A 23,754-nucleotide genomic window follows, 5' to 3' on the forward strand; every position below is an offset into this window, starting at 1 on the left:
ATAATAATGTATGATTTCTTTATGACTTGGCTATTGCCATTACTTATTATAATTGGAAAAACACTTCTCCTTTTGGTTGTTCTCTTGGTCTTGGTTGCTTATCTTCTTTACGCAGATAGAAAGATTTGGGCAGCGGTACAATTGCGGCGTGGTCCGAATGTTGTTGGTCCATGGGGATTGTTGCAGTCTTTTGCGGATTTAATTAAATTTGTTGTTAAAGAGCCTATTATTCCTTCTGGTGCTAATAAAGGTGTTTTTCTTTTAGCACCTTTTGTTTCTGCTACGCTTGCTTTATCAACGTGGGCTGTTATACCAGTTAATGAAGGCTGGGAAGTTGCAAAGATTAATGTTGGGTTGCTTTATATCTTAGCTATTTCATCTCTTGAAGTTTATGGCGTTATTATGGGAGGATGGGCTTCAAATTCAAAATATCCTTTCTTAGGGGCTCTTCGTTCGGCAGCGCAGATGGTATCTTATGAGGTTTCTATTGGATTTGTGCTCGTTACTGTTATTTTAATAAGTGGTTCACTAGATCTTACAACAATTGTCTCTAAACAAAGCCACGGACTTGGTACGACTCTTGGTCTTCCTTTTAACAGTTTTCTTGATTGGAATTGGCTCGTCCTTTTCCCAATGTTTATTATATTTTTTATTTCTGCACTTGCAGAGACAAATCGTCCTCCCTTTGACTTAGTAGAAGCAGAATCTGAACTTGTTGCGGGGCATATGGTTGAATATTCTTCAACGCCTTACATGCTTTTTTTTCTTGGTGAGTATGTTGCTATTGTATTAATGTGTGCCTTAACAACTATTTTATTTTTAGGTGGTTGGTTGCCACCGTTGGATGTTTGGTGGCTTAATTGGGTTCCTGGTGTTGTTTGGTTTGTTTTAAAAGTTTGCTTTGTATTTTTTTGGTTTGCTATGGTTAAAGCGTTTGTTCCACGTTATCGCTATGATCAGCTCATGCGGCTTGGTTGGAAAGTATTTCTGCCACTCTCATTGGCAATGGTTGTGATAACCGCTGCTTTTTTAAAATATACTGCTTTCGTTTAAGAGGAGATTTCGCGATGTCAGGTTTTATTCAAGCAGCAAAGTCACTCCTTTTATTGGAATTTGTAAGTGCTTTTTTCTTAGCAATGCGTCAATTTTTTTCGCCAAAGCCTACGATTAATTATCCTTATGAGAAGGGATTTGTTTCTCAACGTTTCCGTGGCGAACATGCACTACGTCGCTACCCAAATGGTGAAGAGCGATGTATAGCGTGTAAATTATGTGAAGCGATTTGTCCTGCACAAGCCATTACAATTGAAGCAGGACCACGACGCAATGATGGTACACGTAGAACTATCCGTTATGATATAGATATGGTTAAGTGTATTTATTGCGGATTTTGTCAAGAGGCTTGTCCCGTTGAAGCTATTGTAGAAGGACCAAATTTTGAGTTTGCAACAGAAACACGTGAAGAACTTTATTATGATAAAGAAAAGCTTTTAATGAATGGAGATCGTTGGGAGCGAGAAATTGCTCGCAATATATTGATGGACGCACCTTATCGTTAAGTGTATCCTCGCATGAGGTATCGGATAATCTTTCCGATGAATTTTAATCTGGTATGAAATTTTATACCAATTGTTTATTAATTGAGGAGAAGCCTATGCTAACGGATCTAGCGGCGGCATTTTTCTATCTGTTTGCTTTTATTATGCTTGCAAGTGCAGTTGTTGTTATTACAGCTCGCAACCCTGTGCATTCGGTGTTATTTTTAATATTAGCATTTTTTAATGCTGCGGCTTTATTTTTGCTTGCAGGAGCAGAATTTTTGGGGCTTATTCTGCTCGTTGTTTATGTTGGTGCTGTAGCAGTTTTATTTTTATTTGTGGTTATGATGCTTGATGTTGATTTTGCAGAGTTAAAAAATGGTGCACTTCGCTATGCTCCTATTGGAGCTCTTGTTGGGAGCATTGTTGCTTTAGAATTAATATTTGTTTTTGTTCGTGGTAGATTTTTTCCAGTTCTTATACCACATATTACGCAACCCATGCCAGATTTAATGCAGCGATCAAATACACAAGCATTAGGCGATATTCTTTATACGGATTATGTTTTCTATTTTCAGATTGCTGGAATAATTTTATTGATTGCAATGATTGGTGCAATTGTTTTAACACTTCGTCATAAGTCAGGTGTAAAGCGACAATCTATTGCGGTGCAAGTTTCTCGGACCGTGGAAAGTGCAATTGAAATCAAACAAGTTGAATCAGGTAAAGGCATTTAAGGGGGGAGATATGCACATTGACATTACGCATTATCTTATTGTTTCTGCATTGCTATTTACAATTGGTATTGCTGGAATTTTTCTCAATAGAAAGAATGTGATTATCATTTTGATGTCTATTGAGCTTATATTGCTTTCAGTCAATCTTAATTTTATAGCATTTTCAGCATTTCTTCATGATCTTGTTGGTCAGATATTCGCTTTATTTATCTTAACGGTCGCGGCTGCTGAAGCCGCAATTGGTTTAGCGATTCTTGTCGTCTTTTTCCGCAATCGTGGTTCTATTGCGGTTGAAGATGTTAATGTAATGAAAGGCTAACCAGTAATGTATTATACGATCGTCTTTCTTCCGCTTTTTGGCTTTTTAATTGCTTCTATAGGTGGAAAAACTATCGGAGATCGCGCGAGTGAATTGGTGACATGTAGCTTTATGGTGATTGTTGCCATATTATCGTGGATGGCTTTTTTGAATGTTGCACTTGGTCATGTTCCAGTCGTTGATGTATTGGTATTACATTGGCTTGCTGTTGGTGATTTAACTTTTGATTGGGCTTTACATATCGATACATTAACAGCTGTCATGCTTGTTGTTGTGAATAGTGTTTCAGCATTAGTGCATATTTATTCAATTGGTTATATGCATCATGATCCTTCAAGATCCCGTTTTTTTTCTTATCTTTCTCTATTTACATTTATGATGCTTATGTTGGTGACATCTAATAACTTGATTCAAATGTTTTTTGGATGGGAAGGTGTGGGACTTGCTTCTTACTTACTCATTGGTTTTTGGTTTCAGCGAGATTCAGCCAATAAAGCTGCGATGAAAGCTTTTATTGTTAATCGTGTTGGAGACTTTGGTTTTCTCTTAGGAATCTTTAGCATTTTTGTTTTATTCCAAACAGTTGATTTTGCCTCTATTTTTGCAAAAGCTGCAGATAAGAGCTTCGTACAAAATCTAACATTTTTAGGTTGGCAGATTAATGGGCAAACGGCAATTACTGTCACATGTCTTTTATTGTTTATTGGTGCGATGGGAAAATCAGCCCAATTTCTTTTACATACATGGCTTCCTGATGCAATGGAGGGACCAACTCCTGTGTCAGCGCTTATTCATGCGGCAACAATGGTAACGGCTGGCGTTTTTATGGTTGCGCGTATGTCGCCAATTTTTGAACTTTCTTCCATTGCTTTGACAGTAATTATTATTGTTGGAGCAACGACTGCATTTTTTGCTGCAACTGTAGGACTGGTACAAAATGATATTAAGCGCGTAATTGCCTATTCTACGTGTTCACAGCTTGGCTATATGTTTGTTGCATTAGGTGTTGGAGCTTATGGAGCAGCTGTTTTTCATCTTTTTACGCATGCTTTTTTTAAAGCTTTATTATTTCTTGGGGCGGGCTCTGTAATTCATGCTGTGTCTGATGAACAAGATATGCGAAAAATGGGCGGGTTACGCAAGCATATAAAGGCAACTTATTGGATGATGATGATAGGAACAGTTGCATTGACAGGTGTCGGAATTCCAGGAACACTCTTTGGGACTGCAGGTTTTTTTTCCAAGGATGCAATTATAGAATCTGCTTTTGCATCACATAATATTGCTTCAGGATATGCTTTCTCTCTTCTTGTTTTTGCTGCTTTCTTAACCAGTTTTTATTCATGGCGCCTTATATTTATGACATTTCACGGTAAACCACGAGCAACAGTTGATGTTATGCATCATGTTCATGAATCCCCTCCGGTTATGTTAATTCCACTGTTTATTTTATCTATTGGAGCAATATTTGCGGGTGCCTTTTTCCAACCTTACTTTTTTGGTGATTTGTATGATGTTTTTTGGAAGGGAGCGCTTTTTACAAACGATCACAACCATATCCTTCATGATTCTCATAACGTATTTAATTGGGTCAAATGGTCGCCCTTTATAGCGATGATTTTTGGATTTATATTAGCCTGTTTCTTTTATATTTCTTTTCCTTCTCTTCCTAAAAAATTGGCTGGGATTATGCCAGGAATTTATCATTTTCTTTATCAAAAATGGTATTTTGATCAACTCTATAACTTTTTGTTTGTTCGTTCTGCTTTCAGAATTAGTTTCTTTTTTTGGAAAGTGGGGGACGGTAAGATTATTGATGGTCTAGGTCCGAATGGTATTGCAGCGCGTGTCGTTGATATTACAAACAGAGTTGTTCGGATGCAGACAGGCTATCTTTATCACTATGCATTTGCGATGCTTATAGGCATTGCATTGCTGATCACATGGATGATGATCGGGGGCGTAAACTGATGACCGATTGGCCTATTCTTTCTACGGTTACATTTTTGCCGCTTATTGGTGTGCTGCTAATTTTGTTTATCAAAGACGATAGCGAAGTAGCACGGCATAATATACGCAATGTAGCATTTTTTACGACTGTGTTTGTTTTTATTATTTCCTTAATTGTTTGGGCAGGTTTTGATCATACAGATGCTCATTTTCAAATGGTGGAGAAAATCGATTGGTTAGGAGGGGGGATTAGCTATCATATGGGAGTTGATGGTATCTCTGTCCTCTTTGTAGTTCTCTCGGCTTTTCTTTTGCCTTTCTGTATTTTAGCGAGTTGGGAAAATATTAAAGATAGCTTAAAAGCCTATATGATTGCTTTTCTTCTTCTTGAAGTTGCAATTATTGGAGTTTTTTGTGCTCTTGATGCAATATTGTTTTATGTTTTTTTTGAAGGCAGCCTTATTCCAATGTTTATTATTATAGGGGTTTGGGGAGGCGCACGTCGTGTTTACGCAAGTATAAAGTTTTTTCTTTACACTTTACTTGGTTCAGTGTTGATGCTGGTTGCTCTTATGGCTATGTATTGGGAAGCTGGCACACTTGATATACCAACTTTATTAGCTTACCAATTTCCTGCGCATATGCAAATTTGGTTATGGCTTGCATTTTTTGCTTCTTTTGCAGTTAAAATGCCAATGTGGCCTGTTCATACATGGTTGCCTGATGCTCACGTAGAAGCACCTACAGCTGGCTCGGTTATTTTAGCTGGTGTTTTACTCAAATTAGGTGGGTATGGTTTTCTTCGTTTTTCTTTACCAATGTTTCCTATTGCTTCGGCTACTTTTGCTCCTTTGGTTTTGACGTTATCGCTTATCGCTATTATTTACACATCACTGGTTGCACTTGTTCAAAATGACATAAAAAAACTTATTGCTTATTCCTCAATAGCGCATATGGGATATGTAACGATGGGTATTTTTGCTGCCAACGCACAGGGTATCCAAGGTGCTATTTATCAGATGCTTTCGCATGGAATTGTTTCAGCTGCTTTATTTCTTTGTGTCGGGGTTATTTACGATCGTCTCCATACACGTGAAATTTCAGCTTTTGGTGGTCTCGTTAACAACATGCCCAAATATGCTGTTGTTTTCTTAATTTTTACTATGGCAAATGTCGGTTTGCCTGGGAGCTCAGGATTTTTAGGTGAATTTTTAACTTTAATAGGTGTTTTTCAAGTCAATAAATTGATTGTTGTTTTTGCGACAACTGGTGTTATTTTATCCGCTGCCTATGCACTTTACCTTTATCGGCGTGTGGTTTTTGGTTCGTTGGATAAAGAGAATTTAAAAGTCCTTATTGATCTTTCTACAAGAGAAAAATTTATCCTTTATCCGATGGTTGTTCTTACAATATTTTTTGGTATCTATCCAACGCCTATTCTTAAAGCAACGGCGTTTTCCGTAGAAGCCCTCATCAATAAACTGCATTAGATAAGGGAAGAATGTTCATGCAAACTGAAATAATAGCGCAATTAGTCTTAATTCTTCCAGAGATTTTAATAGCATTGGGAGGGATAGTCTTTCTTTTGATTGGTGTCTACTCCAATACGCGTTCCTTTTTAACGGTGACAGGGCTTTCCATTGCTCTTCTTGTTGCTGCCATTGTTATTATTATCGTTTTTCCGAAAAGTGGTTTATTTCAGACCAATGCACTCATTATTGACTCTTTTGGTCGTTATATGAAAATTTTGACGCTCATTGGCGCACTTTTTGCTCTTATTATGTCTGTTGCTTTTACGAGTTCTCAAAAGTTTGATGTATTTGAATTTCCGATACTCGTTCTTTTAGCAACTCTTGGTATGATGCTGATGATTTCAGCTGGTAATATGCTCTCACTGTATATGGGGTTAGAATTACAATCCTTAGCTTTGTATATCCTAGCTGCGATCAATCGTGATAATGTGAAATCTTCTGAAGCCGGTATCAAATATTTTGTTTTAGGAGCATTGTCTTCAGGATTGCTTCTGTATGGTATTTCTTTGCTTTATGGTTTTACTGGTCAAATTGGCTTTCATGAAATTGCTATTGCTTTAAAAGGTAAAAATTTACAATTAGGGGTTATTTTTGGAATTGTTTTTATTTTAGCTGGTTTGGCTTTCAAGATTTCTGCCGTTCCATTTCATATGTGGACACCTGATGTTTATGAAGGAGCACCAACACCTATTACAGCATTTTTTGCTGGGGCTCCTAAAGTTGCTGCGATGGCACTCATTATTCGTGTTATTGTTACAACCTTTATGCCATTAGGGAGTTCTGATGGCTCTATGCCTGCGTGGCAACAAATTTTGGTGTTTATGGCGATTGCATCGATGATACTTGGCGCATTTGCTGCAATTGGACAGAGCAATATTAAGCGTTTAATGGCTTATTCATCAATCGGTCATATGGGATATGCGCTTGTTGGTTTAGCTGCTGGAGATATACTTGGGATAAAAAGTGTTATTCTCTATATGACTATTTATTTGGGCATGACACTTGGTTCTTTTGCTTTTATTCTTGGAATGCGATCCAGTAGCGGAAATGTTGAAAATATTTATGATCTTTCAGGGTTGATAAAGACTAATCCATTTATGGCTGTTGTGATGACCATACAGCTTTTTTCCTTAGCAAGTATACCGCCTATGGCTGGTTTTTTTGGGAAATGGTATACATTTTCTGCTGCTGTTCATGCTGGACTTACTCCCCTTGCTATTGTTGGGATGATAGCGTCTGTTGTGGGGGCTTTTTACTATTTGCGCGTTATTAAAATTATGTGGTTTGATGAAGCAAAGGCGCGTTTTATTATGTTGTCCAATGAGCTTCAATTTTGTCTCGGTCTTTCTGCACTTTTTATTTTGTTTTATATGCTTTTGGGAGCTTGGTTTGCTGATTTAGCAGAAACAGCAGCAGCTGCATTGTTTTAATGAATATGGTTTACATTTTATCGGATTTTGTAAAAAAACAAGGATACACTGTTGAAGCATACGAACGTATTGATTCAACAAATCTTATTGCAAAAGAAAAAGCACAAGCTGGTCATCCAGGTTATCTTTGGGTTGTCGCACAAGAACAATTACAAGGAAGAGCGAGAAGAGGCAGGACATGGTTTAGTCCGAAAGGGAACCTTTATTCTAGCCTTTTGTTAATGGATGATATTGTTCATCAAACTGCTGCTCAGCTTGGTTTTGTTGCAGGCGTTAGTGTGGTAGAAGCAGTAAAACAATTTATAAAGGATGAAAAGCAATCAAACAATATCGTTAGTTTAAAATGGCCAAATGATATTTTGCTAGGAGGAGCGAAAAGCTCTGGAGTTTTGCTTGAGATTTTTAAAATGCCATCACAACAGTGTGCATTGGTTATCGGTATTGGAATAAATGTAAAACATCATTATGAAGATGCGCCATATCCTACTTCAAGTTTAAATAATATTGGTTTGTATATTGAACCAGAACAGTTATTTACAGTTTTGGCTGAGTGTTTTTCTAAAAATTATCTTCTTTGGAAACAACCAGAAGGAGCTGATATAATTCGTAAAAAATGGCTTTTATATTCTGCTCATCTTGGGCAGCATATAAAAGTATTCAATGATAAAAAAGTCATCGAAGGTATTTTTGATGGTCTTGATAGTGATTTTAATTGCCTTGTAAAACAAAAAAATGGTCAACAAGCCATTATAACAGCTGGAGATGTCCATTTTGGTTTGGCAGCTTCTCTTAATGCAGGTTGTTATTAGTTGATAATCTATTTTCACTATCAGATTATCTTGATAATTTAGGAGATGTTTATGGTTGCAGCCAACGAGAGTGAATTTGTTTTTTTGCCTTTAGGAGGGGTAGGTGAAATAGGGATGAATCTCGCTGCTTATGGGTTTGGTCCCGAAAATCTTCGTGAATGGCTTCTTGTTGATATGGGAGTGAGCTTTGCTGGTCCTGAATTACCAGGAGCAGATCTTATTTTACCTGATATTCGTTTTCTAGAAAGTGAAAAACATAATGTGCGTGGTCTTATTTTAACCCATGCTCATGAAGATCATTATGGTGCTGTCCTCGATTTATGGCCAAAGCTTAAAGTCCCGCTTTACTGCACTCCTTTCACAGCAGGATTATTGGAGAGTAAAAAGCAATCAGATTTTGGGTCTCATAAAATTGCATTCAATATTTTTCAATCTGGTGATTGCTTTCAGATTGGTTCCTTTGCAATTGAAGCTATTGCCGTTAATCATTCAATTCCAGAATCTGTATCTTTAGCTATTACAACGTCTTTGGGCACTATTATCCACACTGGCGATTGGAAAATTGATCATACACCTTCTCTTGGAGCTATAACAGATGAAAAGCGATTTCGCATTTTAGGCAATAAAGGTGTTTTAGCATTGCTTTGTGATTCCACGAATGCATGTCGAGATGGTATAACACCATCAGAACAACAAGTTCAGACAAGTCTTTCTGAAATTCTTTCGAAAGCTGAGGGGCGAGTTGCAATAGTTACTTTTTCTTCGAATGTTGGGCGGATACGTTCAATTGCTCTGGCAGCTGAATCTGTCGGACGCCAAGTTCTTGTTGTTGGACGCTCGCTAAAGCGGAGTATTATGGTTGCGCAAGAACTTGGTTATATGAATGGTTTAGCCCCATTTGTTACGGAAGATGATTATGGTCATATCCCACGAAACAAGATTGTTTTAATTGTGACAGGTAGTCAAGGAGAATCGTGTGCTGCCTTAGCAAAATTGTCACGCAATGGAATGAGAAATATTGCACTTTCTACTGGTGATACTGTTATTTATTCGTCACGAAGTATACCAGGAAATGAAAAAGCTATTATTGAGATACAAAATCGTTTCATTGATATGGGCGTAAAAGTTATTACAAATGAGGAGGCTCTTGTTCATGTTTCAGGTCATCCTCGTCGTTTAGAACTTATGCAGATGTATGATTGGACAAAACCAAAGATACTTGTTCCTGTACACGGAGAAGCAATACATCTTACTGCTCAGGCAACTTTAGCGCGTCAAGCAGGTATTGAAATTGTTACAGATATTAGAAATGGCAGTATATTACGTCTTGCACCAGAGCCTGTAGAAGTCATTGATCAAGTTCCTGTTGGTCGCATCTATAAGGATGGTTGCCTTATTGGAGATGAGGATGAATTAGGAATCCGTGAACGTCGCAAATTAAGTTACGCTGGTTACGTTGCTGTTTCCCTTCATATGAATAGTAAGCATGAATTATTGAGCGATATTGGTTTAACCACATTCGGACTACCTGAAAGTAATGGAAAAGGGGAGAATTTGAAAGATATTCTCTTAAATGTTGTGGAAAATACATTTTACAACATTCCACGGATCAAACGAAAAAATAATGAACTTATTCGAGAAGCAACGCGGCGTGCAGTAAGGGCAGCTGTCAATGAAGCTTGGCAAAAAAAGCCTATTTGTACAGTTTTTTTACATCAGTCAAAATGAAGTATTTTAGTTTTATGTTATTTTCTTTTTAATGAAAAAAAGAGAAAACTAAATTATAAGATTATTTTATCGTAAAAAATAAGCTCGATAAGGACTAGAGCACATAAATTTTTAAAAATATGATCGTTATGTTTGCAAGCCTTCAGAAGGTAGCTATAGAGGAAGTATCTACTTTAAATTGTTTCAATATGATAGATCTGATTAGGAGTTAATTATTTCAATGCGTCTTTCTCAATATTTTCTTCCACTTTTAAAAGAGAATCCTAAGGAAGCAGAGATTGTTTCTCATCGATTGATGTTGCGTGCAGGGATGATTCGCCAACAAACATCAGGGATTTATTCTTGGCTCCCATTGGGTAAAAGAGTGCTTGATAAAGTTTGTAAGATTATTCGTGAAGAGCAAGAACGTGCTGGTGCTATAGAAATATTAATGCCTACAATTCAATCTGCTGATCTTTGGCGTGAAAGTGGCCGTTATGATGATTATGGTTTGGAGATGCTTCGCATTAAAGATCGTCAAAAACGTGATTTGCTTTATGGTCCGACAAACGAAGAGTTGGTAACAGATATTTTTCGTTCTTACATTCGTTCTTATAAAGATCTTCCACTTAATTTATACCATATTCAATGGAAATTTCGTGATGAAATCCGTCCACGTTTTGGTGTGATGCGCTCACGAGAGTTTTTAATGAAAGATGCCTATTCTTTTGATCTTGATTATGAAGGTTCTCAAACATCTTATAATCGTATGTTTATTGCTTATTTACGCACTTTTGCTCGTCTTGGCTTAAGGGCAATTCCTATGCGTGCTGATACAGGTCCAATTGGTGGTGAACTCAGTCATGAATTTATTATTTTGGCTGAAACAGGAGAGAGTGCCATCTTCTGTGATAAACAATTTCTTGAGCTTACTGTTCCAGACAGTTCAATTGATTTTAATGATACAATAATTTTAGCTGATATTGTTAAACAGTGGACGTCTTTTTATGCAGCGACAGAAGAAATGCATAATGAAGAAGAGTGGGCTAAAATTTCTGATCAGAGTCGTCTTTCAGCGCGTGGTATTGAAGTGGGGCATATTTTCTACTTTGGCACGAAATATTCTGCTCCAATGGGAGCAAAAGTTATGGGACAAGATGGAAAAGAGCATGTTGTCTCTATGGGATCTTATGGCATTGGACCTTCGCGTCTTGTTGCAGCAGCTATTGAAGCTTCTCATGATGAAAATGGTATTATTTGGCCAAGCTCTATGGCGCCATTTGACTTTGGGATCATTAATATGAAACCAGAGGATGAGAAATGTACACATACGTGTGAAACTCTCTATCGGGGATTAAGACTTGCTGGATTTGACCCATTATTGGATGATAGAGATGAGCGTCCCGGAACTAAATTTGCAACAATGGATTTAATTGGCTTACCAACACAAATAATTGTTGGACCTAAAAGCATCGCGCAAAATAAAGTTGAAATTAAAGATCGAAAAACAGGTGTCAAAGAATCTCTAATGGTTGAAGATGTACTCAAAAAGTTTTCTGTAGTTTTATAGGCAATAGTATGAAGAGGTTGAGCAGTAAAGGGTTTTCGTCTTATGAGTGGATGATCGCCTTTCGTTATATGATTCCCAATAAAAAACATGTCGTTGCATCAGTTATTTCAATCATTTCTCTTATTGGAATTATGTTAGGGGTGTTTGCTCTGGTTGTTGTTATGGCGGTAATGAATGGCTTTCGCACAGAGCTTCTCAATCGTATTCTTGGTATGAATGGACACCTTATTGTTCAAGCAGTTCATTCAGGTTTTTCTGATTATAAAACTCTCATTTCTTCTCTAGAATCTGTAAATGGTGTAAAGTTTTCTTTACCTGTTATTGAGGGGCAAGCACTTGTTCAGGGTGAACTGGAAGGAGGCTCTGGTGCGTTAGTTCGTGGTATGCGTAAACAGGATTTAGAGAAGCTTAAAACAGTATCTCAAAATATTAAGTTAGGTTCACTTGCTCAATTTGATAAAGAAGAAGGTGTTGCAATTGGAATTGGTTTGGCTACAAAATTAGGGCTTACAGTTGGGCATTATCTTCGTGTCATTACTCCAGATGGTGATGCAACTCCTTTTGGGGTTACTCCACGTGTTAAGGCTTATAAAGTAAGCGCTATTTTTGAAGTTGGTATGTCTGAATATGATTCAATATTTGTTTTTATGCCTCTTCATGAAGCACAAATGTTTTTTAATTTAGGAGATAAGATTCAGTCTTTAGAATTATTTCTAAATGATCCCGATGCTGTTGATCGAATAAAACCAATTATAAAGAAAGCAGTTGATCAACAAATCTATTTAATTGATTGGCGTGAGCGCAATCAGGCTTTTTTTTCAGCTTTACAAATTGAACGGAATGTTATGTTTTTCATTCTTTCTCTTATTGTTCTTGTTGCTGCTTTGAATATTATTTCAGGTTTGATTATGCTTGTAAAAGATAAAAGCCATGATATTGCAATTTTACGCACGATGGGTGCACAACAAAGTGCGGTTATGCGTATCTTTATTGTCACTGGTATGATGATTGGATTTATTGGAACAATATTGGGCTTAATTTTTGGTGTTATAGCAAGCGCAAATATCAATCATATTCAAGATTTTGTATCTTGGTTATTTAATGTCGATGTTTTTAATCCTCAACTTTACTTTTTAACAAAATTGCCTTCACAAATTGATTGGCGACAAACAGTCCTAGTTGCTGTTATGGCATTATTTTTGTCATTTCTCGCTGCACTCATCCCAGCATGGCGAGCTGCTAAGCTAGATCCTGTACAAGCTTTAAGGTATGAATAATGACAGCTATTTTAGAGCTTGTAGAGATTGAGCAACATTTCTTTGAGAGCAATAAGCCTCTTATTATTTTAGATAAAGCAAATTTTATCCTTAATCGTGGGGAACTCGTTGCACTTGTTGCACCATCTGGGGCTGGAAAATCAACACTTCTTCATATTGCTGGGTTATTGGAAAAACCAACCGCTGGTGATGTGATGTTAAGGGGAATTTCTTGTGCGAAGCGTTCTGATAGTGAGCGAACAGCTATTAGACGACATGATATCGGTTTTGTCTATCAATTTCATCACCTGCTTCCAGAATTCACAGCTTTAGAAAACGTTATGATACCGCAAATGATAGCAGGATTTAAAAAATCCATAGCAGAAGATCGTGCATTTAAATTGTTAAAATATCTGCGTATTTCTCATCGCGCCAGCCATCGCCCATCGGAACTATCAGGTGGGGAACAGCAACGTGTTGCTATTGCACGTGCAGTAGCAAATGGTCCTTCGGTTCTTTTGGCTGATGAGCCTACAGGGAATCTTGATCCTGTAACTTCAGCTTATGTCTTTCAAGCTTTATCCGCTCTTGTTCGTCAATCTGGTCTTTCTGCTCTTATTGCAACACACAATTACGCTTTGGCTAAACAAATGCATCGTCGAATTACGCTTAAAGAAAAAAAGATTATTGAACTTCCTTAAAGGTAAGATGCAAAATTTATTCCAAAGACTGAACAGAACCTATGTATATACTTTTTATTTCATTCAAGGAGGCCTTTTATGACAGTTTTTGTCGTTGATAAAAATCAACTGGATGCACGTCGTCGCCGGTTGGTTTTTCGTGCATGGCACCGTGGTATTCGTGAAATGGATCTTATTTTTGGACACTATGTGGATGCACATATTGCTAAGATGTGTGATAAAATGGTTTCTGAACTTGAATATATTATGGGTTTTGATGATCGAGATTTATTGATGTGGGTTACAGGAGAAATTTCTCCTCCTTCTGAAATAGATGGCCCGCTTTTTCGCGACATTATAAACTATCATGTTTGCATAAATTTAAATTGATCCCGATGTCCATATTTAAAAAAATTATCATCCCCCAACATATTTCTGCTCATGTGATCTTTGAAGGAATTACTGATGGATTTGAAGCCTTTGCACTGACTAAATTGCGTTCAGCAATTGCACAGGATAAACCGCTTGTCTATGTTGTCCGTGATGGAACAAAGATTGCTCATTTGCAGCAAGTTTTGAATTTTATTGAACCAAATTTACCTGTATTTCAATTCCCAGCGTGGGATTGTCTACCTTATGATCGTGTATCACCTAGTATTGCTATTACAGCACGCCGATTATCCACTTTGACTCATATAGCAAATTTACGTCACAGTCCATGCACTGCGATTATATTAACAACAGCAAATGCGATTATGCAAAAATTACCTCCACGTGAAATGATTGAAAATCAAATGATTCACGTACGTGTTGGACAGCGCATTAACATGAGGCATTTAATTCAATCTCTAGAATGCAATGGTTTTGAGCGCGTGACAGTTGTTCGAGATGTTGGTGAATTTGCTGTAAGAGGAGGAATTCTTGATATTTTTTCTCCCATTGATGTTGAGCCTTTGCGGCTTGATTTTTTTGGTGATACCTTAGAAACCATCCGCGTATTTGATACAGAAACACAAAGAACAACACGTCAAAAGACTGAGTTTTTGTTACATTCGATGAGTGAAGTTGTTCTGACACCTGAATGCCTAAGCCGATTTAAAAGCAATTATATTCGCACATTCGGTGTATCTCAAAAAAACAATATGCTTTATGAAGCTCTTTCTCAAGGGCGACGCTTTGCTGGTATGGAACATTGGTTGCCATTTTTTTATGAGAATCTTGACACTTTTTTTGACTATTGTAGCAATTTTCCTATTATTTTTGAACATCTCATAGAAGAAGTCCTGATTGAGCGTTATCGCCTTATTGAAGATTATTATGATGCACGTAAGGAGCGTGAAAATGATAAAGAAAGCTCTACTTCCTATCATCCTATAAATCCTAGTCTTCTCTATTTAACGCCAGAGAATGTTTTAGAGTGTGCGCAAAAATGTGGACAGCGTGTTGATTTTACACCTTTTAATGTTCCACAAGCTTTAGGAAAAACGCTTATTCATACAAATATTAAACAGGGATATGATTTTGTAAAAGAGCGTAATGCGCAAGAAAAAAATGTTTTCTCAAGTGTCGTTTCTCATATTGCTTCATTGCGCGCTGCTGGCAAAAAGGTACTTTTAGCATGTTGGAGTGAAGGATCTTTGAATCGTTTATTACAGGTGCTTGAAGAGCATGGATTGCAAAAAATAGATGTTGTGAAATCATTACAAACTGTCAGAGCAACCCCCCGTGATCATATAACAGCAGCTGTTATAATGATAGAGCACGGCTTTGAAGGAGAAGATTTTGCTCTCATAACAGAGCAAGATATCCTTGGTGATCGACTCATAAGATCACCAAAACGGCGTAAAAATAATACAAATTTTATTTCTGAAATTGCAGCTTTAAATTCTGGCGATATCGTTGTGCATATTGATCATGGTATTGGACAATTTATTGGTCTTAAAACCATTAAAACAACAGGAATTTTACGGGATTGTCTTGAAATTAAATACGCTGGAGGTGATCGGCTCTTTTTACCTATTGAAAATATCGAACTTCTTTCACGTTATGGATCGGAGGGAACGGATGTCACGTTAGATAAATTAGGTGGGGTTGGTTGGCAAGCGCGAAAAACACGACTGAAAAAACATTTATTAGAAATGGCTGGTCAGTTGATTCATATAGCTGCAGAGCGTGCTCTGCGTTCGGCGCCTGCTTTAGTTCCACCAATTGGGCCATTTGATGAATTCGTTGCATGTTTTCCTTATGAAGAAACAGAAGATCAGATGGATGCGATTGATGCTGTTCTAGAAGATTTAGCTTCAGGAAAACCAATGGATCGCTTGATATGTGGTGATGTTGGTTTTGGAAAAACAGAAGTTGCTATTCGAAGTGCCTTTGTTGCAGCATTAAATGGTTATCAAGTTGCTGTTGTTGTGCCGACAACTTTGCTTTCACGACAACATTACAAAACTTTTATTTCACGTTTTCAAGGATTACCTGTTAAAATTGGCCATGCCTCAAGACTTGTGAAAACCAAAGAACTTGCACAAGTCAAAAAAGGGATCTCAGATGGTACGATCGACATTGTCATTGGAACGCATGCATTATTAAGTGATGCAGTTAATTTTTTGCGGTTAGGACTTCTTATCATTGATGAAGAGCAACATTTTGGCGTAAAACATAAAGAGCGTTTAAAAGAACTTAAAAGTGATATTCATGTCCTCACACTTTCAGCAACCCCCATACCACGAACCTTAGGGTTAGCATTATCAGGGGTACGGGAACTTTCTTTGATAACGACGCCACCTATTGATAGAATGGCTGTTCGTACCTTTATTGCACCGTTTGATTCACTTGTTATACGCGAAACATTACTTCGAGAATATTATCGTGGTGGACAAAGTTTTTATGTGTGTCCTCGTATTTCTGATCTTGGCTTTGTAGAAGAGTATCTCAAAACGCATGTTCCAGAAATCAAATTCGTTGTTGCTCATGGTCAAATGCCTGCTGGACAGCTTGATGATATTATGAATGCATTTTATGATGGACAATATGATGTCCTGCTGTCAACAACCATTATTGAATCCGGTCTTGATATTCCAACAGCTAATACATTAATCGTTCATCGTGCCGAGATGTTTGGTCTTGCTGCTCTCTACCAACTGCGTGGTAGGGTAGGGCGTTCAAAACAGCGTGCTTACGCACTCTTTACGTATCCTTCTGGTAAAGTTTTAACAGCTGCGGCTGATCGTCGCCTTAAAGTCTTACAATCTCTTGATACCTTAGGGGCTGGTTTTCAATTAGCAAGTCATGATATGGATATTCGCGGATCGGGTAATTTCTTAGGTGAAGAGCAATCAGGGCATATTAAAGAAGTTGGATTTGAGCTCTATCAAAAAATGCTTGAAGAAGCTGTCACTGAATTGAAAGATGGCGAGCATAATGAAGACAAGCAATGGTCTCCTCAAATTTCACTTGGTACAACTGTTATAATACCAGAAAGTTTTGTACCTGATTTATCACTCCGTATGGGACTTTATCGTCGTTTGACAGAATTTGATGATTTAGAACAAATTGATGAATTTGCAGCTGAGTTAATAGATCGCTTTGGTCCTTTACCTCTTGAAGTTCAGCACCTCCTTAAAGTTTTTTATATAAAAACATTGTGTCGAAAAGCGCATGTAGAAAAATTAGATACTGGACCAAAGGGGGTGGTTATACAATTTCGTAATAATTATTTTGCAAATAGTGTTGCCCTTGTCCAATGGATTGCCAAACAAGGAACGATGGCAAAGATTCGACCAGATCAAAGTATCGCTCTTATTCGTGATTGGTCCACAGTGGATGAAAGGCTCGTTGGAGCAGCGGATACTATGACACAACTTGTAGAAATGGTCGAGAAACATTCTGTTTAGAATTTCTTTTTATAATTCAAAGTGATGACTTACTTGTTAAAGTATTTTATAGAATATTCGGTTATTGAACTTTTATAAAATAAACTTTAAGTTCATAATAAAAATACTCTTTGAAATTTCCATATATAATACATATTGATAGAATCGAAGAAATAACTTAATTAGCACAGCCATAATGAGGGATTCCAACATAGAGCGGAATGGCTTTTTATAAACCTTCTCAAGAGGACAAGAAAAAGTAGCATAATATGATTTTTTCATCACACAAATTGCTAACTATAGCTTTTTTATTATTAACTTTAATATGTGGTTTTAAAAACGCGCATGCTGAGTTTAGTTTAACAGAGTTATCTCTTTCTGGTTTAACTCTTGATGAAAAGTACGAGCGTATGAAAGAAAGATTGCGAGTTGTTGAAAAGAGAATAAAGTTTATTGAAAAAACATTTGCTGATTTGACGCTTTCACAAATCCGCGTTTCTAATACAGAACATGATAGACTTATACAGGAACAAAGAGATCTCATTGACGAGAGACTTAAACTTAGTTTGAAATTAGGTGATTTAGCTAAAGAAAAACGCGATTTAGTATACAGAGCACATAGGGCAAGAGAGTATAAAGCAGGTGAGTATGAAAGGAAGCTAGTTAAAGCCAAACAATACTTGAAATCTCAAAGTTCTTATGAATTGGGATTTGGTGATGGAGAGGAATATCTTAATGAGGAAGAGATAAATAAGAATGAGATAGTAGAGCTTTATCCATATTTTATTCTTATTTGTAAAATTAATGAAAATCTTTTGTACACAGACATAGGAGATTTGTTACGTAAAGATTTTGGTTGGAAAAAAGAAGATTTTAACTGGGCAAAAGATGCGATTAGATTAATAGATCAAGAGCTCATCAAGGGCATTAAAGAAACTATGACCGTGGATTTTGATGTCTTTGAAAAAGAAATGATGAATGGTGTAAGAGACATGATAACACATAATTCCTCAAATGTAAGAAGTGTTCCTTTATTGTGTAAAACTACCAGGAAACTGCATGATATAATGCTTCCCTATAAAAGAAAGAGTATTATAAACCGCATAGGCTCTCATATTGAAGAGTGGTTCCAGCAAAGGTAGTTCATCTATTCACGTCCCGACGTTGAAGATGATACCCATAGGGCAATTATATGTAGGATTCTAATATATGACCAATACGCTACTCATTGTTCAGGTAAGTGATAAGAGTAGTTACCCAAAATAAGACTTCTATCCAAACTCGAACTGTTGCAATCAAATCAATATCTGAATGGACATAAAATATCGCTATTATCATCGCATCTACAGCAAGATTAGCGACTCCAGAGAAATTAAATTTCCCTTTCAAATTTCAAGAAGTTGAACTCAAACGATTTATTGGTTCGTTTCCTAGAGAGGGCAGAGCGGGCTTTATTAGCAAGAATCAAACAGTATAAAGACGTGCAAGAGTGTATTGATGTATATAATTTTTTATGTTCCAATAAAAAAATTAAGTATTAAAGAAAAAATCTCAAATCAGAAATTAAAGGTGGTCTAAAAGGTGGACCCAAAAAGGTGGACGGGCAATGCCTGAAAAGGTGGACGAGAGGGGGTGTTAAGTGAGGGCGATTTATAGGTTATCAGCATCATTCGTAAAGACGTCTCCACATGGTAAATATTGTGATGGGGCAGGGCTATGGTTAAATGTTCGAAAAGACAATACGCGCTCTTGGTTTTTTCGCTATACGCACCACAATAAGCGCCGTGAAATGGGGCTTGGTCCTGTTACAAAACTTTCTTTAAAAGAAGCCCGCGAGCTTGCTAGGCATTATAGTGATATTCTTAAAGAAGGTAATGATCCTATTGTTTTTAGAGAGCAGACTATTTTAAAACAGCAAAGCAATATCTTTCAAGAAGTTGCGCAAGCGGCTTTTGAAAGCAAAAAAGCAGAGCTGAAAAATGAAGGGAAAAATGGTCGTTGGTTTTCTCCACTAGAGTTGCATGTTATTCCACATATAGGCAAATTATCTATAGAAAAATTGACAGCCAATATCATTCGCAATGTTCTGGCTCCCCTTTGGCATGAAAAAGCAGATACAGCACGAAAAGCACTGAATCGCATCAATATTTGCTTGAAATATGCTGCTGCTCTTGGCTTGGATGTTGACCTACAGGCTTGTATGAAAGCACGAGCTCTTTTAGGAAAATCACGTGCGACATCGACGAATATTCCTGCTATGCCTTGGCAAGAACTTCCAACTTTTTATCAAAACTTAGAGGATAAGATCCTTTCAAATTTAGCACTAAAATTACTGATTTTGACAGGTTCTCGATCATATCCATTGCGCTATTTGCGTCTTGAGCAGATTGATAAAAATATATGGACCATACCCAAAGAAAATATGAAAGGTATTGTAGGAAAAGTTTTAGACTTTCGTGTGCCACTGAGTAATGAAGCTATGAAAGTCATTGAAAAAACTCTGCCTTTTGAAAAAAAGGGCTTTCTATTTGCAGGGCTTAAAGGCAAACCAATTTCTGATGCAACGCTTTCTAAATTCATGAAAGACAAAGGCTTTGATTATAGACCTCATGGTTTTAGATCGAGTCTTCGTGACTGGATAGCGGAGACAACATCAACACCATTTGAAATTGCAGAATCTGTTCTTGCGCATTCAGTTGGTAATTCAGTGACCAAAGCTTACATGCGAACAGACTTCTTAGAGCAACGGCGTGTTCTTTTGGAGCAATGGGCATCTTTTATATCAGGAACATCTTTACCAAATATTCCAAACAGTTAAGCCTAAAATATAATTGCTTTCACTTATTGTAATGGCAACCCTAGAGCTTCAAAGAATCGTTGATGTCTTTTCTCGGCATCAGCAATGAGTTTATCATATGAAATAACCTCTATATAAGACTTGTATTCGTCGTGATATCCAAAATATCCCATATGATCACCTGTCTTTGTTAAATTCCAACGTTTACAACATTTTTTATTTTTTCAGTTAGATCACAGATGACATAACAGTAACCAGGAACTTCTCCATCCAAATTTATTGGGCGCCCCTCTGTGGTCTGTACTTGACCTTCGCGAATTTTTTCTAGATAAGTAACGACTTGTTCAATAGGATCATCTCTGTTACCAGTTTTTGCATCATTTCTCATTGGACGCTTGATTTCTACTATGGTAAGAGATGCCAAAGTAGAAGATATTGAATCCCCTTTTTTTTCTGATACTAAGAGAGCCTTATCATATACTTCGGGAGCTTTATCATATACTTCCAAACCGCATATATCAGGTCTGTCCTTATCTTTAGAACCTGTAAAAGGGATTTTACTTAATGAAAGATCAGAAGCTAAATAATCATGAAATGCTAGTTTTTCATCGATCAGCCATAAGTTGCAATTATTCATAGAGACAGAATCAGAATCGCACTTCATAGGTACTATGAGTTGATGAATAACATTTTCTTTAACGTATCTTTTTTTATCATCTGTAGAAAGAGACTTTAAAGATTCTTTAAAAAGTTCTATAATAACTTTTCTGTGGCACAAATAGTCCGCTAAATCAGACTTTTTAAGATCACTCACAGTATTTACATATTCACCAATTCTTGCAAGATATTGCTCTTTATCTTCTCCTTTTTGAATTTCTAAAACATTATGACTTTCTTTTAAAATCTTGTTTTCTAATTTAGCAAAACATTCATGCAAATGCAGTTCCAAGCCTTTATCGTCTTTTGTAGAAGAAATCATATAATCATTGTCAGTTAAATGTTTTAGGAGTGGGCGATAGCGTGGTACTTTATGTGTGAACTTCTCAACTCTCTCTTTACTGTCTCGAACGTTGTTCTCTAATTCTTTAGCTAAGTATTTTTGAATTCTATCAACTATAGCGTTCCGTATCATGTTAAATGATATCTCTATTTCCTCAAATAACCCTTCAGTATTTTCTTCAATGTCAAAGCTTATTCTTTCAGAACGTACTCTTTCATCTAAAAAAGGAGAGCTTACATAGCAAGAGTATATAAATTCACCCATATCATCTTGTAGTTTTGAAGGCATGCCAAGAATCTTCTTAGATATTGCTTCTTCTTTGATAACTCTATTGGCTGCACAAAAAGATAAAGTTTGTTTAGTTACAGATAAGTTTCGAAATTTAATATGCATAATAGAAAAATTGTGATCTTCTATTTTTATTTCTTCATTAACAATCGCTCCAAGCTTGCACTCCTCATATAGTTTATTCAACGATATTTTTTCAGAGCCATCTTCAATAGTTATGGAAGGGCAACTACCAGTTCTTGCAAAATACCAGAGAAAATGTTCCAAGAGTGCCTTTGATATAGATTTTAGAGTTTTAGGAATATGATTTTTATAGTTTTTTTTCAGACCTTTTAATTCAACAACAGTCTCTTTCTTTGCACAATCATCTTGAAAATTGCGTAATGCTTTTATACCTTTATTAGCATCGAATGAAAATTCACGCCCTTTGAGTTCTTTATCTTTTTCATAAACACTCTTGATTTTTATATCATCAAAAGCTTTAAGCCATAGAAGCCGTCCTACACCACGGCAGCCTTTTTCTTTTTTATTATCTGAATCTAAAGTTTCAAATGATTGTAAATTATGATCATTAAAGCCTGTACCATTATCTATTATTTTAAAACCTACAATTTCTTTTGGTTTTTCTGTATCTTTTTCAAGTGATAGTAAAGCTTGGTCCGATCTTATGATTGAAACTGTAATGCGACTTGAGGAAAAATCATTACCTATATCTTCAATGGAATGAATAGAATTCATAACTGCTTCAAAAAGAGGCATTAAAGCATGCGTTGATGGTAAAGACGTATTTTTTACGCGGCCACTTAAATTTGTTCTCATGATTCCCCCCGATCTACACAAGACAAGCAGTTGTGTCGTTTTATAAAAACCAATTCCCTTATCGTCCTTAAAAGACGAAAATCCTGAAGTTGGTCATATCAAGCATATATTATTAGAATTTTTAAATCCATGAAACAACTAATTCTTTGAAAACCACTGTTTTAAATGGGCGAGGACATTGTCTATTGCATCCATAAGTCGAGCAAAATCAAGGATGATTAAAAAGATAAAAAATGCTATCCATTTCATTAAGCGAGACATCATTTTCATACTTTGATAGGTGATGATCATTTCTTGAAGCATTTCTTTTTCTGCTTCTGTAAGTTGCTCCGTGTGTTTTTCAGTGTTTTTTCTGGCCATGTTTCCACCCACACAGGTATTCACCTTGCTTGTTATGCTTTAAGATCTCTCTTGCTAAGTTTGAACTGATGGCATGCAAATCTTGTTGGTCCAAATATATCGGCAACCAACCAACACAAAAAGAAGAAACTTTATTTGTCGCGCAACCAGTCAGAGAGAGCAGCACGCACATCAGCATCACTTTTTTGATTAATTTCATTTTCTACCTCAAGCCGTGTTGTTGCACTCTTTAAAGTTTTCTCTGTTTGCTTTTGCTGTTCAGTTTTTTTGCCAAGAACAAAAGCTTTTGCTAAAATCATAAAAAAAGCGGCTAAAGCCGCACCTGTTAGCATCAGCTTCTTTTTCATCCATAAGATCATAATTTGTGCTCCTGAAAGCGTTTGGCTACAAAGAAAAGACCAGCACAGGCGGTTAAAACCATAATGGCAGCTAGTGCCCATTGGATGGGACCATTGCCTGCTAACAAACCACCAAGACCTGAGAAAGACCCAATGATTGGGGCAAGGGCTTCTGCTTTGAAAACCCCCGTTGGCTGTGTGGTTTCTACTGGTTGATAATTGGAGGAAACATACGCCCCTTTTGCCCATAAGCCTGCTTCTGCTGTGCGCCGGTGTACGAGACCTTGAAGGCGCTTGCCACCCGCTTTGGTCCATTTTTGTAATTCAGATGGCACTGATTCATATTCACCTTGATTGAGCTTTTTTAACAGTGTCGAGTTGCAAAAGGCTGCTGCTCCTACATTATAACAAAAAGATACGAGCGATGCGAATTGTTCATCGGTTAAGGAAACGTGAACGGCTTGTTCAACAGCGTTCTCAAATTGCCTTAAGTCTTGGCAAAGAAGTTCTTCTGCTTGTTCTTCAGTGACTATCATGCCCTTATGAACAAAGGGTTTCCCAGCAGAGCTTGTATGTCCATAACCAATGGTCCATACACCAATGACATCTTTATAGGCGTTTAGACGCAAGCCCTCCCATTGTTTAATAAGTGCTAGTCCCTCTGATGATATTTTTCTCATAGGTTTCTCCATAAAAAAAGCTCCGCACAAGGCAGAGCTGGATTAAAAAATAGACATTTTCCCCATTCG

Annotated in this window: 21 protein-coding genes; 16 read left to right on the forward strand and 5 right to left on the reverse strand. The window is 36.9% G+C overall.

The window, feature by feature from the left end; genetic code table 11:
- Positions 1 to 6 precede the first annotated feature (6 nt).
- The 16 genes from nuoH (at position 7) to AC0QT4_RS05220 (ending at position 20,221) form a co-directional block, all read left to right on the forward strand.
- Positions 7 to 1,053, forward strand: coding sequence for an NADH-quinone oxidoreductase subunit NuoH (nuoH, locus tag AC0QT4_RS05145; protein WP_473200645.1), 1,047 nt, complete (start codon positions 7 to 9; stop codon positions 1,051 to 1,053).
- A gap of 14 nt (positions 1,054 to 1,067) precedes the next feature.
- Positions 1,068 to 1,559 carry an NADH-quinone oxidoreductase subunit NuoI gene (gene nuoI, locus AC0QT4_RS05150; protein ID WP_473200646.1) on the forward strand — a complete coding sequence of 164 codons (492 nt, stop codon included), beginning with the start codon at positions 1,068 to 1,070 and terminating at the stop codon, positions 1,557 to 1,559.
- A gap of 95 nt (positions 1,560 to 1,654) precedes the next feature.
- Positions 1,655 to 2,275: an NADH-quinone oxidoreductase subunit J gene (locus AC0QT4_RS05155; RefSeq protein ID WP_473200647.1), complete on the forward strand. Its 621-nt coding sequence runs from the start codon at positions 1,655 to 1,657 to the stop codon at positions 2,273 to 2,275.
- Positions 2,276 to 2,285: 10 nt separating this feature from the next.
- Positions 2,286 to 2,594, forward strand: coding sequence for an NADH-quinone oxidoreductase subunit NuoK (nuoK, locus tag AC0QT4_RS05160; protein ID WP_473200648.1), 309 nt, complete (start codon positions 2,286 to 2,288; stop codon positions 2,592 to 2,594).
- A 6-nt stretch (positions 2,595 to 2,600) separates the two neighbouring features.
- Positions 2,601 to 4,565, forward strand: a complete 1,965-nt coding sequence (gene nuoL / locus AC0QT4_RS05165; RefSeq protein ID WP_473200649.1) for an NADH-quinone oxidoreductase subunit L — start codon at positions 2,601 to 2,603, stop codon at positions 4,563 to 4,565.
- Complete coding sequence (locus tag AC0QT4_RS05170) at positions 4,565 to 6,034, forward strand: NADH-quinone oxidoreductase subunit M (RefSeq protein WP_473200668.1); 1,470 nt, start codon at positions 4,565 to 4,567, stop codon at positions 6,032 to 6,034. Before nuoL ends, AC0QT4_RS05170 begins: the two co-directional genes overlap by 1 nt.
- Positions 6,035 to 6,051: 17 nt before the next feature.
- The gene (gene nuoN, locus AC0QT4_RS05175) at positions 6,052 to 7,506 is read left to right on the forward strand and encodes an NADH-quinone oxidoreductase subunit NuoN (RefSeq protein WP_473200650.1); all 1,455 of its coding nucleotides are present in this window, start codon (positions 6,052 to 6,054) and stop codon (positions 7,504 to 7,506) included.
- Positions 7,506 to 8,315 carry a biotin--[acetyl-CoA-carboxylase] ligase gene (locus AC0QT4_RS05180; protein ID WP_473200651.1) on the forward strand — a complete coding sequence of 270 codons (810 nt, stop codon included), beginning with the start codon at positions 7,506 to 7,508 and terminating at the stop codon, positions 8,313 to 8,315. The genes nuoN and AC0QT4_RS05180 overlap by 1 nt, the downstream gene beginning before the upstream one ends.
- A 51-nt stretch (positions 8,316 to 8,366) precedes the next feature.
- On the forward strand, positions 8,367 to 10,043 hold the full coding sequence (locus AC0QT4_RS05185) for a ribonuclease J (protein WP_473200652.1): 1,677 nt from the start codon (positions 8,367 to 8,369) through the stop codon (positions 10,041 to 10,043).
- Between the two features lie 220 nt (positions 10,044 to 10,263).
- The gene (gene proS / locus AC0QT4_RS05190) at positions 10,264 to 11,592 is read left to right on the forward strand and encodes a proline--tRNA ligase (RefSeq protein WP_473200653.1); all 1,329 of its coding nucleotides are present in this window, start codon (positions 10,264 to 10,266) and stop codon (positions 11,590 to 11,592) included.
- Positions 11,593 to 11,600: 8 nt separating this feature from the next.
- Positions 11,601 to 12,869, forward strand: coding sequence for a lipoprotein-releasing ABC transporter permease subunit (locus AC0QT4_RS05195; protein WP_473200654.1), 1,269 nt, complete (start codon positions 11,601 to 11,603; stop codon positions 12,867 to 12,869).
- Complete coding sequence (locus AC0QT4_RS05200; RefSeq protein WP_473200655.1) at positions 12,869 to 13,549, forward strand: ABC transporter ATP-binding protein; 681 nt, start codon at positions 12,869 to 12,871, stop codon at positions 13,547 to 13,549. Before AC0QT4_RS05195 ends, AC0QT4_RS05200 begins: the two co-directional genes overlap by 1 nt.
- 78 nt (positions 13,550 to 13,627) lie before the next feature.
- Positions 13,628 to 13,918 (forward strand): FAD assembly factor SdhE, encoded by a 291-nt coding sequence (locus AC0QT4_RS05205; RefSeq protein ID WP_473200656.1) that lies wholly within the window; start codon positions 13,628 to 13,630, stop codon positions 13,916 to 13,918.
- Between the two features lie 5 nt (positions 13,919 to 13,923).
- Positions 13,924 to 17,424 (forward strand): transcription-repair coupling factor, encoded by a 3,501-nt coding sequence (gene mfd / locus AC0QT4_RS05210; RefSeq protein WP_473200657.1) that lies wholly within the window; start codon positions 13,924 to 13,926, stop codon positions 17,422 to 17,424.
- Positions 17,425 to 17,672: 248 nt separating this feature from the next.
- The gene (locus AC0QT4_RS05215) at positions 17,673 to 18,545 is read left to right on the forward strand and encodes a hypothetical protein (RefSeq protein WP_473200658.1); all 873 of its coding nucleotides are present in this window, start codon (positions 17,673 to 17,675) and stop codon (positions 18,543 to 18,545) included.
- Between the two features lie 497 nt (positions 18,546 to 19,042).
- Positions 19,043 to 20,221, forward strand: a complete 1,179-nt coding sequence (locus tag AC0QT4_RS05220; RefSeq protein ID WP_473200659.1) for a tyrosine-type recombinase/integrase — start codon at positions 19,043 to 19,045, stop codon at positions 20,219 to 20,221.
- 169 nt (positions 20,222 to 20,390) lie between these two features.
- Here AC0QT4_RS05220 and AC0QT4_RS05225 read toward each other — a convergent pair whose 3' ends face one another.
- The 5 genes from AC0QT4_RS05225 to AC0QT4_RS05245 form a co-directional block, all read right to left on the reverse strand.
- Complete coding sequence (locus AC0QT4_RS05225; protein WP_473200660.1) at positions 20,391 to 22,307, reverse strand: hypothetical protein; 1,917 nt, start codon at positions 22,305 to 22,307, stop codon at positions 20,391 to 20,393.
- 138 nt (positions 22,308 to 22,445) lie between these two features.
- Positions 22,446 to 22,667: a hypothetical protein gene (locus AC0QT4_RS05230; RefSeq protein WP_473200661.1), complete on the reverse strand. Its 222-nt coding sequence runs from the start codon at positions 22,665 to 22,667 to the stop codon at positions 22,446 to 22,448.
- Positions 22,648 to 22,866 carry a hypothetical protein gene (locus tag AC0QT4_RS05235; protein ID WP_473200662.1) on the reverse strand — a complete coding sequence of 73 codons (219 nt, stop codon included), beginning with the start codon at positions 22,864 to 22,866 and terminating at the stop codon, positions 22,648 to 22,650. The genes AC0QT4_RS05230 and AC0QT4_RS05235 overlap by 20 nt, the downstream gene beginning before the upstream one ends.
- Positions 22,799 to 23,026, reverse strand: coding sequence for a hypothetical protein (locus AC0QT4_RS05240; protein WP_473200663.1), 228 nt, complete (start codon positions 23,024 to 23,026; stop codon positions 22,799 to 22,801). Before AC0QT4_RS05240 ends, AC0QT4_RS05235 begins: the two co-directional genes overlap by 68 nt.
- Positions 23,023 to 23,685, reverse strand: coding sequence for a lysozyme (locus AC0QT4_RS05245; protein WP_473200664.1), 663 nt, complete (start codon positions 23,683 to 23,685; stop codon positions 23,023 to 23,025). Before AC0QT4_RS05245 ends, AC0QT4_RS05240 begins: the two co-directional genes overlap by 4 nt.
- Between the last annotated feature and the right edge of the window lie 69 nt (positions 23,686 to 23,754).

It is taken from the genome of Bartonella sp. EBT8 (assembly GCF_055796165.1).

Bases quoted from the DNA above. Each gene is read 5' to 3' on its own strand.
- mfd (WP_473200657.1), top strand. From the start codon at position 13,924: ATGTCCATATTTAAAAAAATTATCATCCCCCAACATATTTCTGCTCAT.
- AC0QT4_RS05185 (WP_473200652.1), top strand. From the start codon at position 8,367: ATGGTTGCAGCCAACGAGAGTGAATTTGTTTTTTTGCCTTTAGGAGGG.
- AC0QT4_RS05200 (WP_473200655.1), top strand. From the start codon at position 12,869: ATGACAGCTATTTTAGAGCTTGTAGAGATTGAGCAACATTTCTTTGAG.
- AC0QT4_RS05180 (WP_473200651.1), top strand. From the start codon at position 7,506: ATGAATATGGTTTACATTTTATCGGATTTTGTAAAAAAACAAGGATAC.
- proS (WP_473200653.1), top strand. From the start codon at position 10,264: ATGCGTCTTTCTCAATATTTTCTTCCACTTTTAAAAGAGAATCCTAAG.
- nuoK (WP_473200648.1), top strand. From the start codon at position 2,286: ATGCACATTGACATTACGCATTATCTTATTGTTTCTGCATTGCTATTT.
- AC0QT4_RS05245 (WP_473200664.1), bottom strand. From the start codon at position 23,685: ATGAGAAAAATATCATCAGAGGGACTAGCACTTATTAAACAATGGGAG.
- nuoL (WP_473200649.1), top strand. From the start codon at position 2,601: ATGTATTATACGATCGTCTTTCTTCCGCTTTTTGGCTTTTTAATTGCT.
- AC0QT4_RS05205 (WP_473200656.1), top strand. From the start codon at position 13,628: ATGACAGTTTTTGTCGTTGATAAAAATCAACTGGATGCACGTCGTCGC.
- AC0QT4_RS05170 (WP_473200668.1), top strand. From the start codon at position 4,565: ATGACCGATTGGCCTATTCTTTCTACGGTTACATTTTTGCCGCTTATT.
- nuoI (WP_473200646.1), top strand. From the start codon at position 1,068: ATGTCAGGTTTTATTCAAGCAGCAAAGTCACTCCTTTTATTGGAATTT.
- AC0QT4_RS05155 (WP_473200647.1), top strand. From the start codon at position 1,655: ATGCTAACGGATCTAGCGGCGGCATTTTTCTATCTGTTTGCTTTTATT.
- AC0QT4_RS05215 (WP_473200658.1), top strand. From the start codon at position 17,673: ATGATTTTTTCATCACACAAATTGCTAACTATAGCTTTTTTATTATTA.
- AC0QT4_RS05195 (WP_473200654.1), top strand. From the start codon at position 11,601: ATGAAGAGGTTGAGCAGTAAAGGGTTTTCGTCTTATGAGTGGATGATC.
- nuoH (WP_473200645.1), top strand. From the start codon at position 7: ATGTATGATTTCTTTATGACTTGGCTATTGCCATTACTTATTATAATT.
- AC0QT4_RS05230 (WP_473200661.1), bottom strand. From the start codon at position 22,667: ATGGCCAGAAAAAACACTGAAAAACACACGGAGCAACTTACAGAAGCA.
- AC0QT4_RS05225 (WP_473200660.1), bottom strand. From the start codon at position 22,307: ATGAGAACAAATTTAAGTGGCCGCGTAAAAAATACGTCTTTACCATCA.
- nuoN (WP_473200650.1), top strand. From the start codon at position 6,052: ATGCAAACTGAAATAATAGCGCAATTAGTCTTAATTCTTCCAGAGATT.
- AC0QT4_RS05240 (WP_473200663.1), bottom strand. From the start codon at position 23,026: ATGATCTTATGGATGAAAAAGAAGCTGATGCTAACAGGTGCGGCTTTA.
- AC0QT4_RS05235 (WP_473200662.1), bottom strand. From the start codon at position 22,866: ATGAAATTAATCAAAAAAGTGATGCTGATGTGCGTGCTGCTCTCTCTG.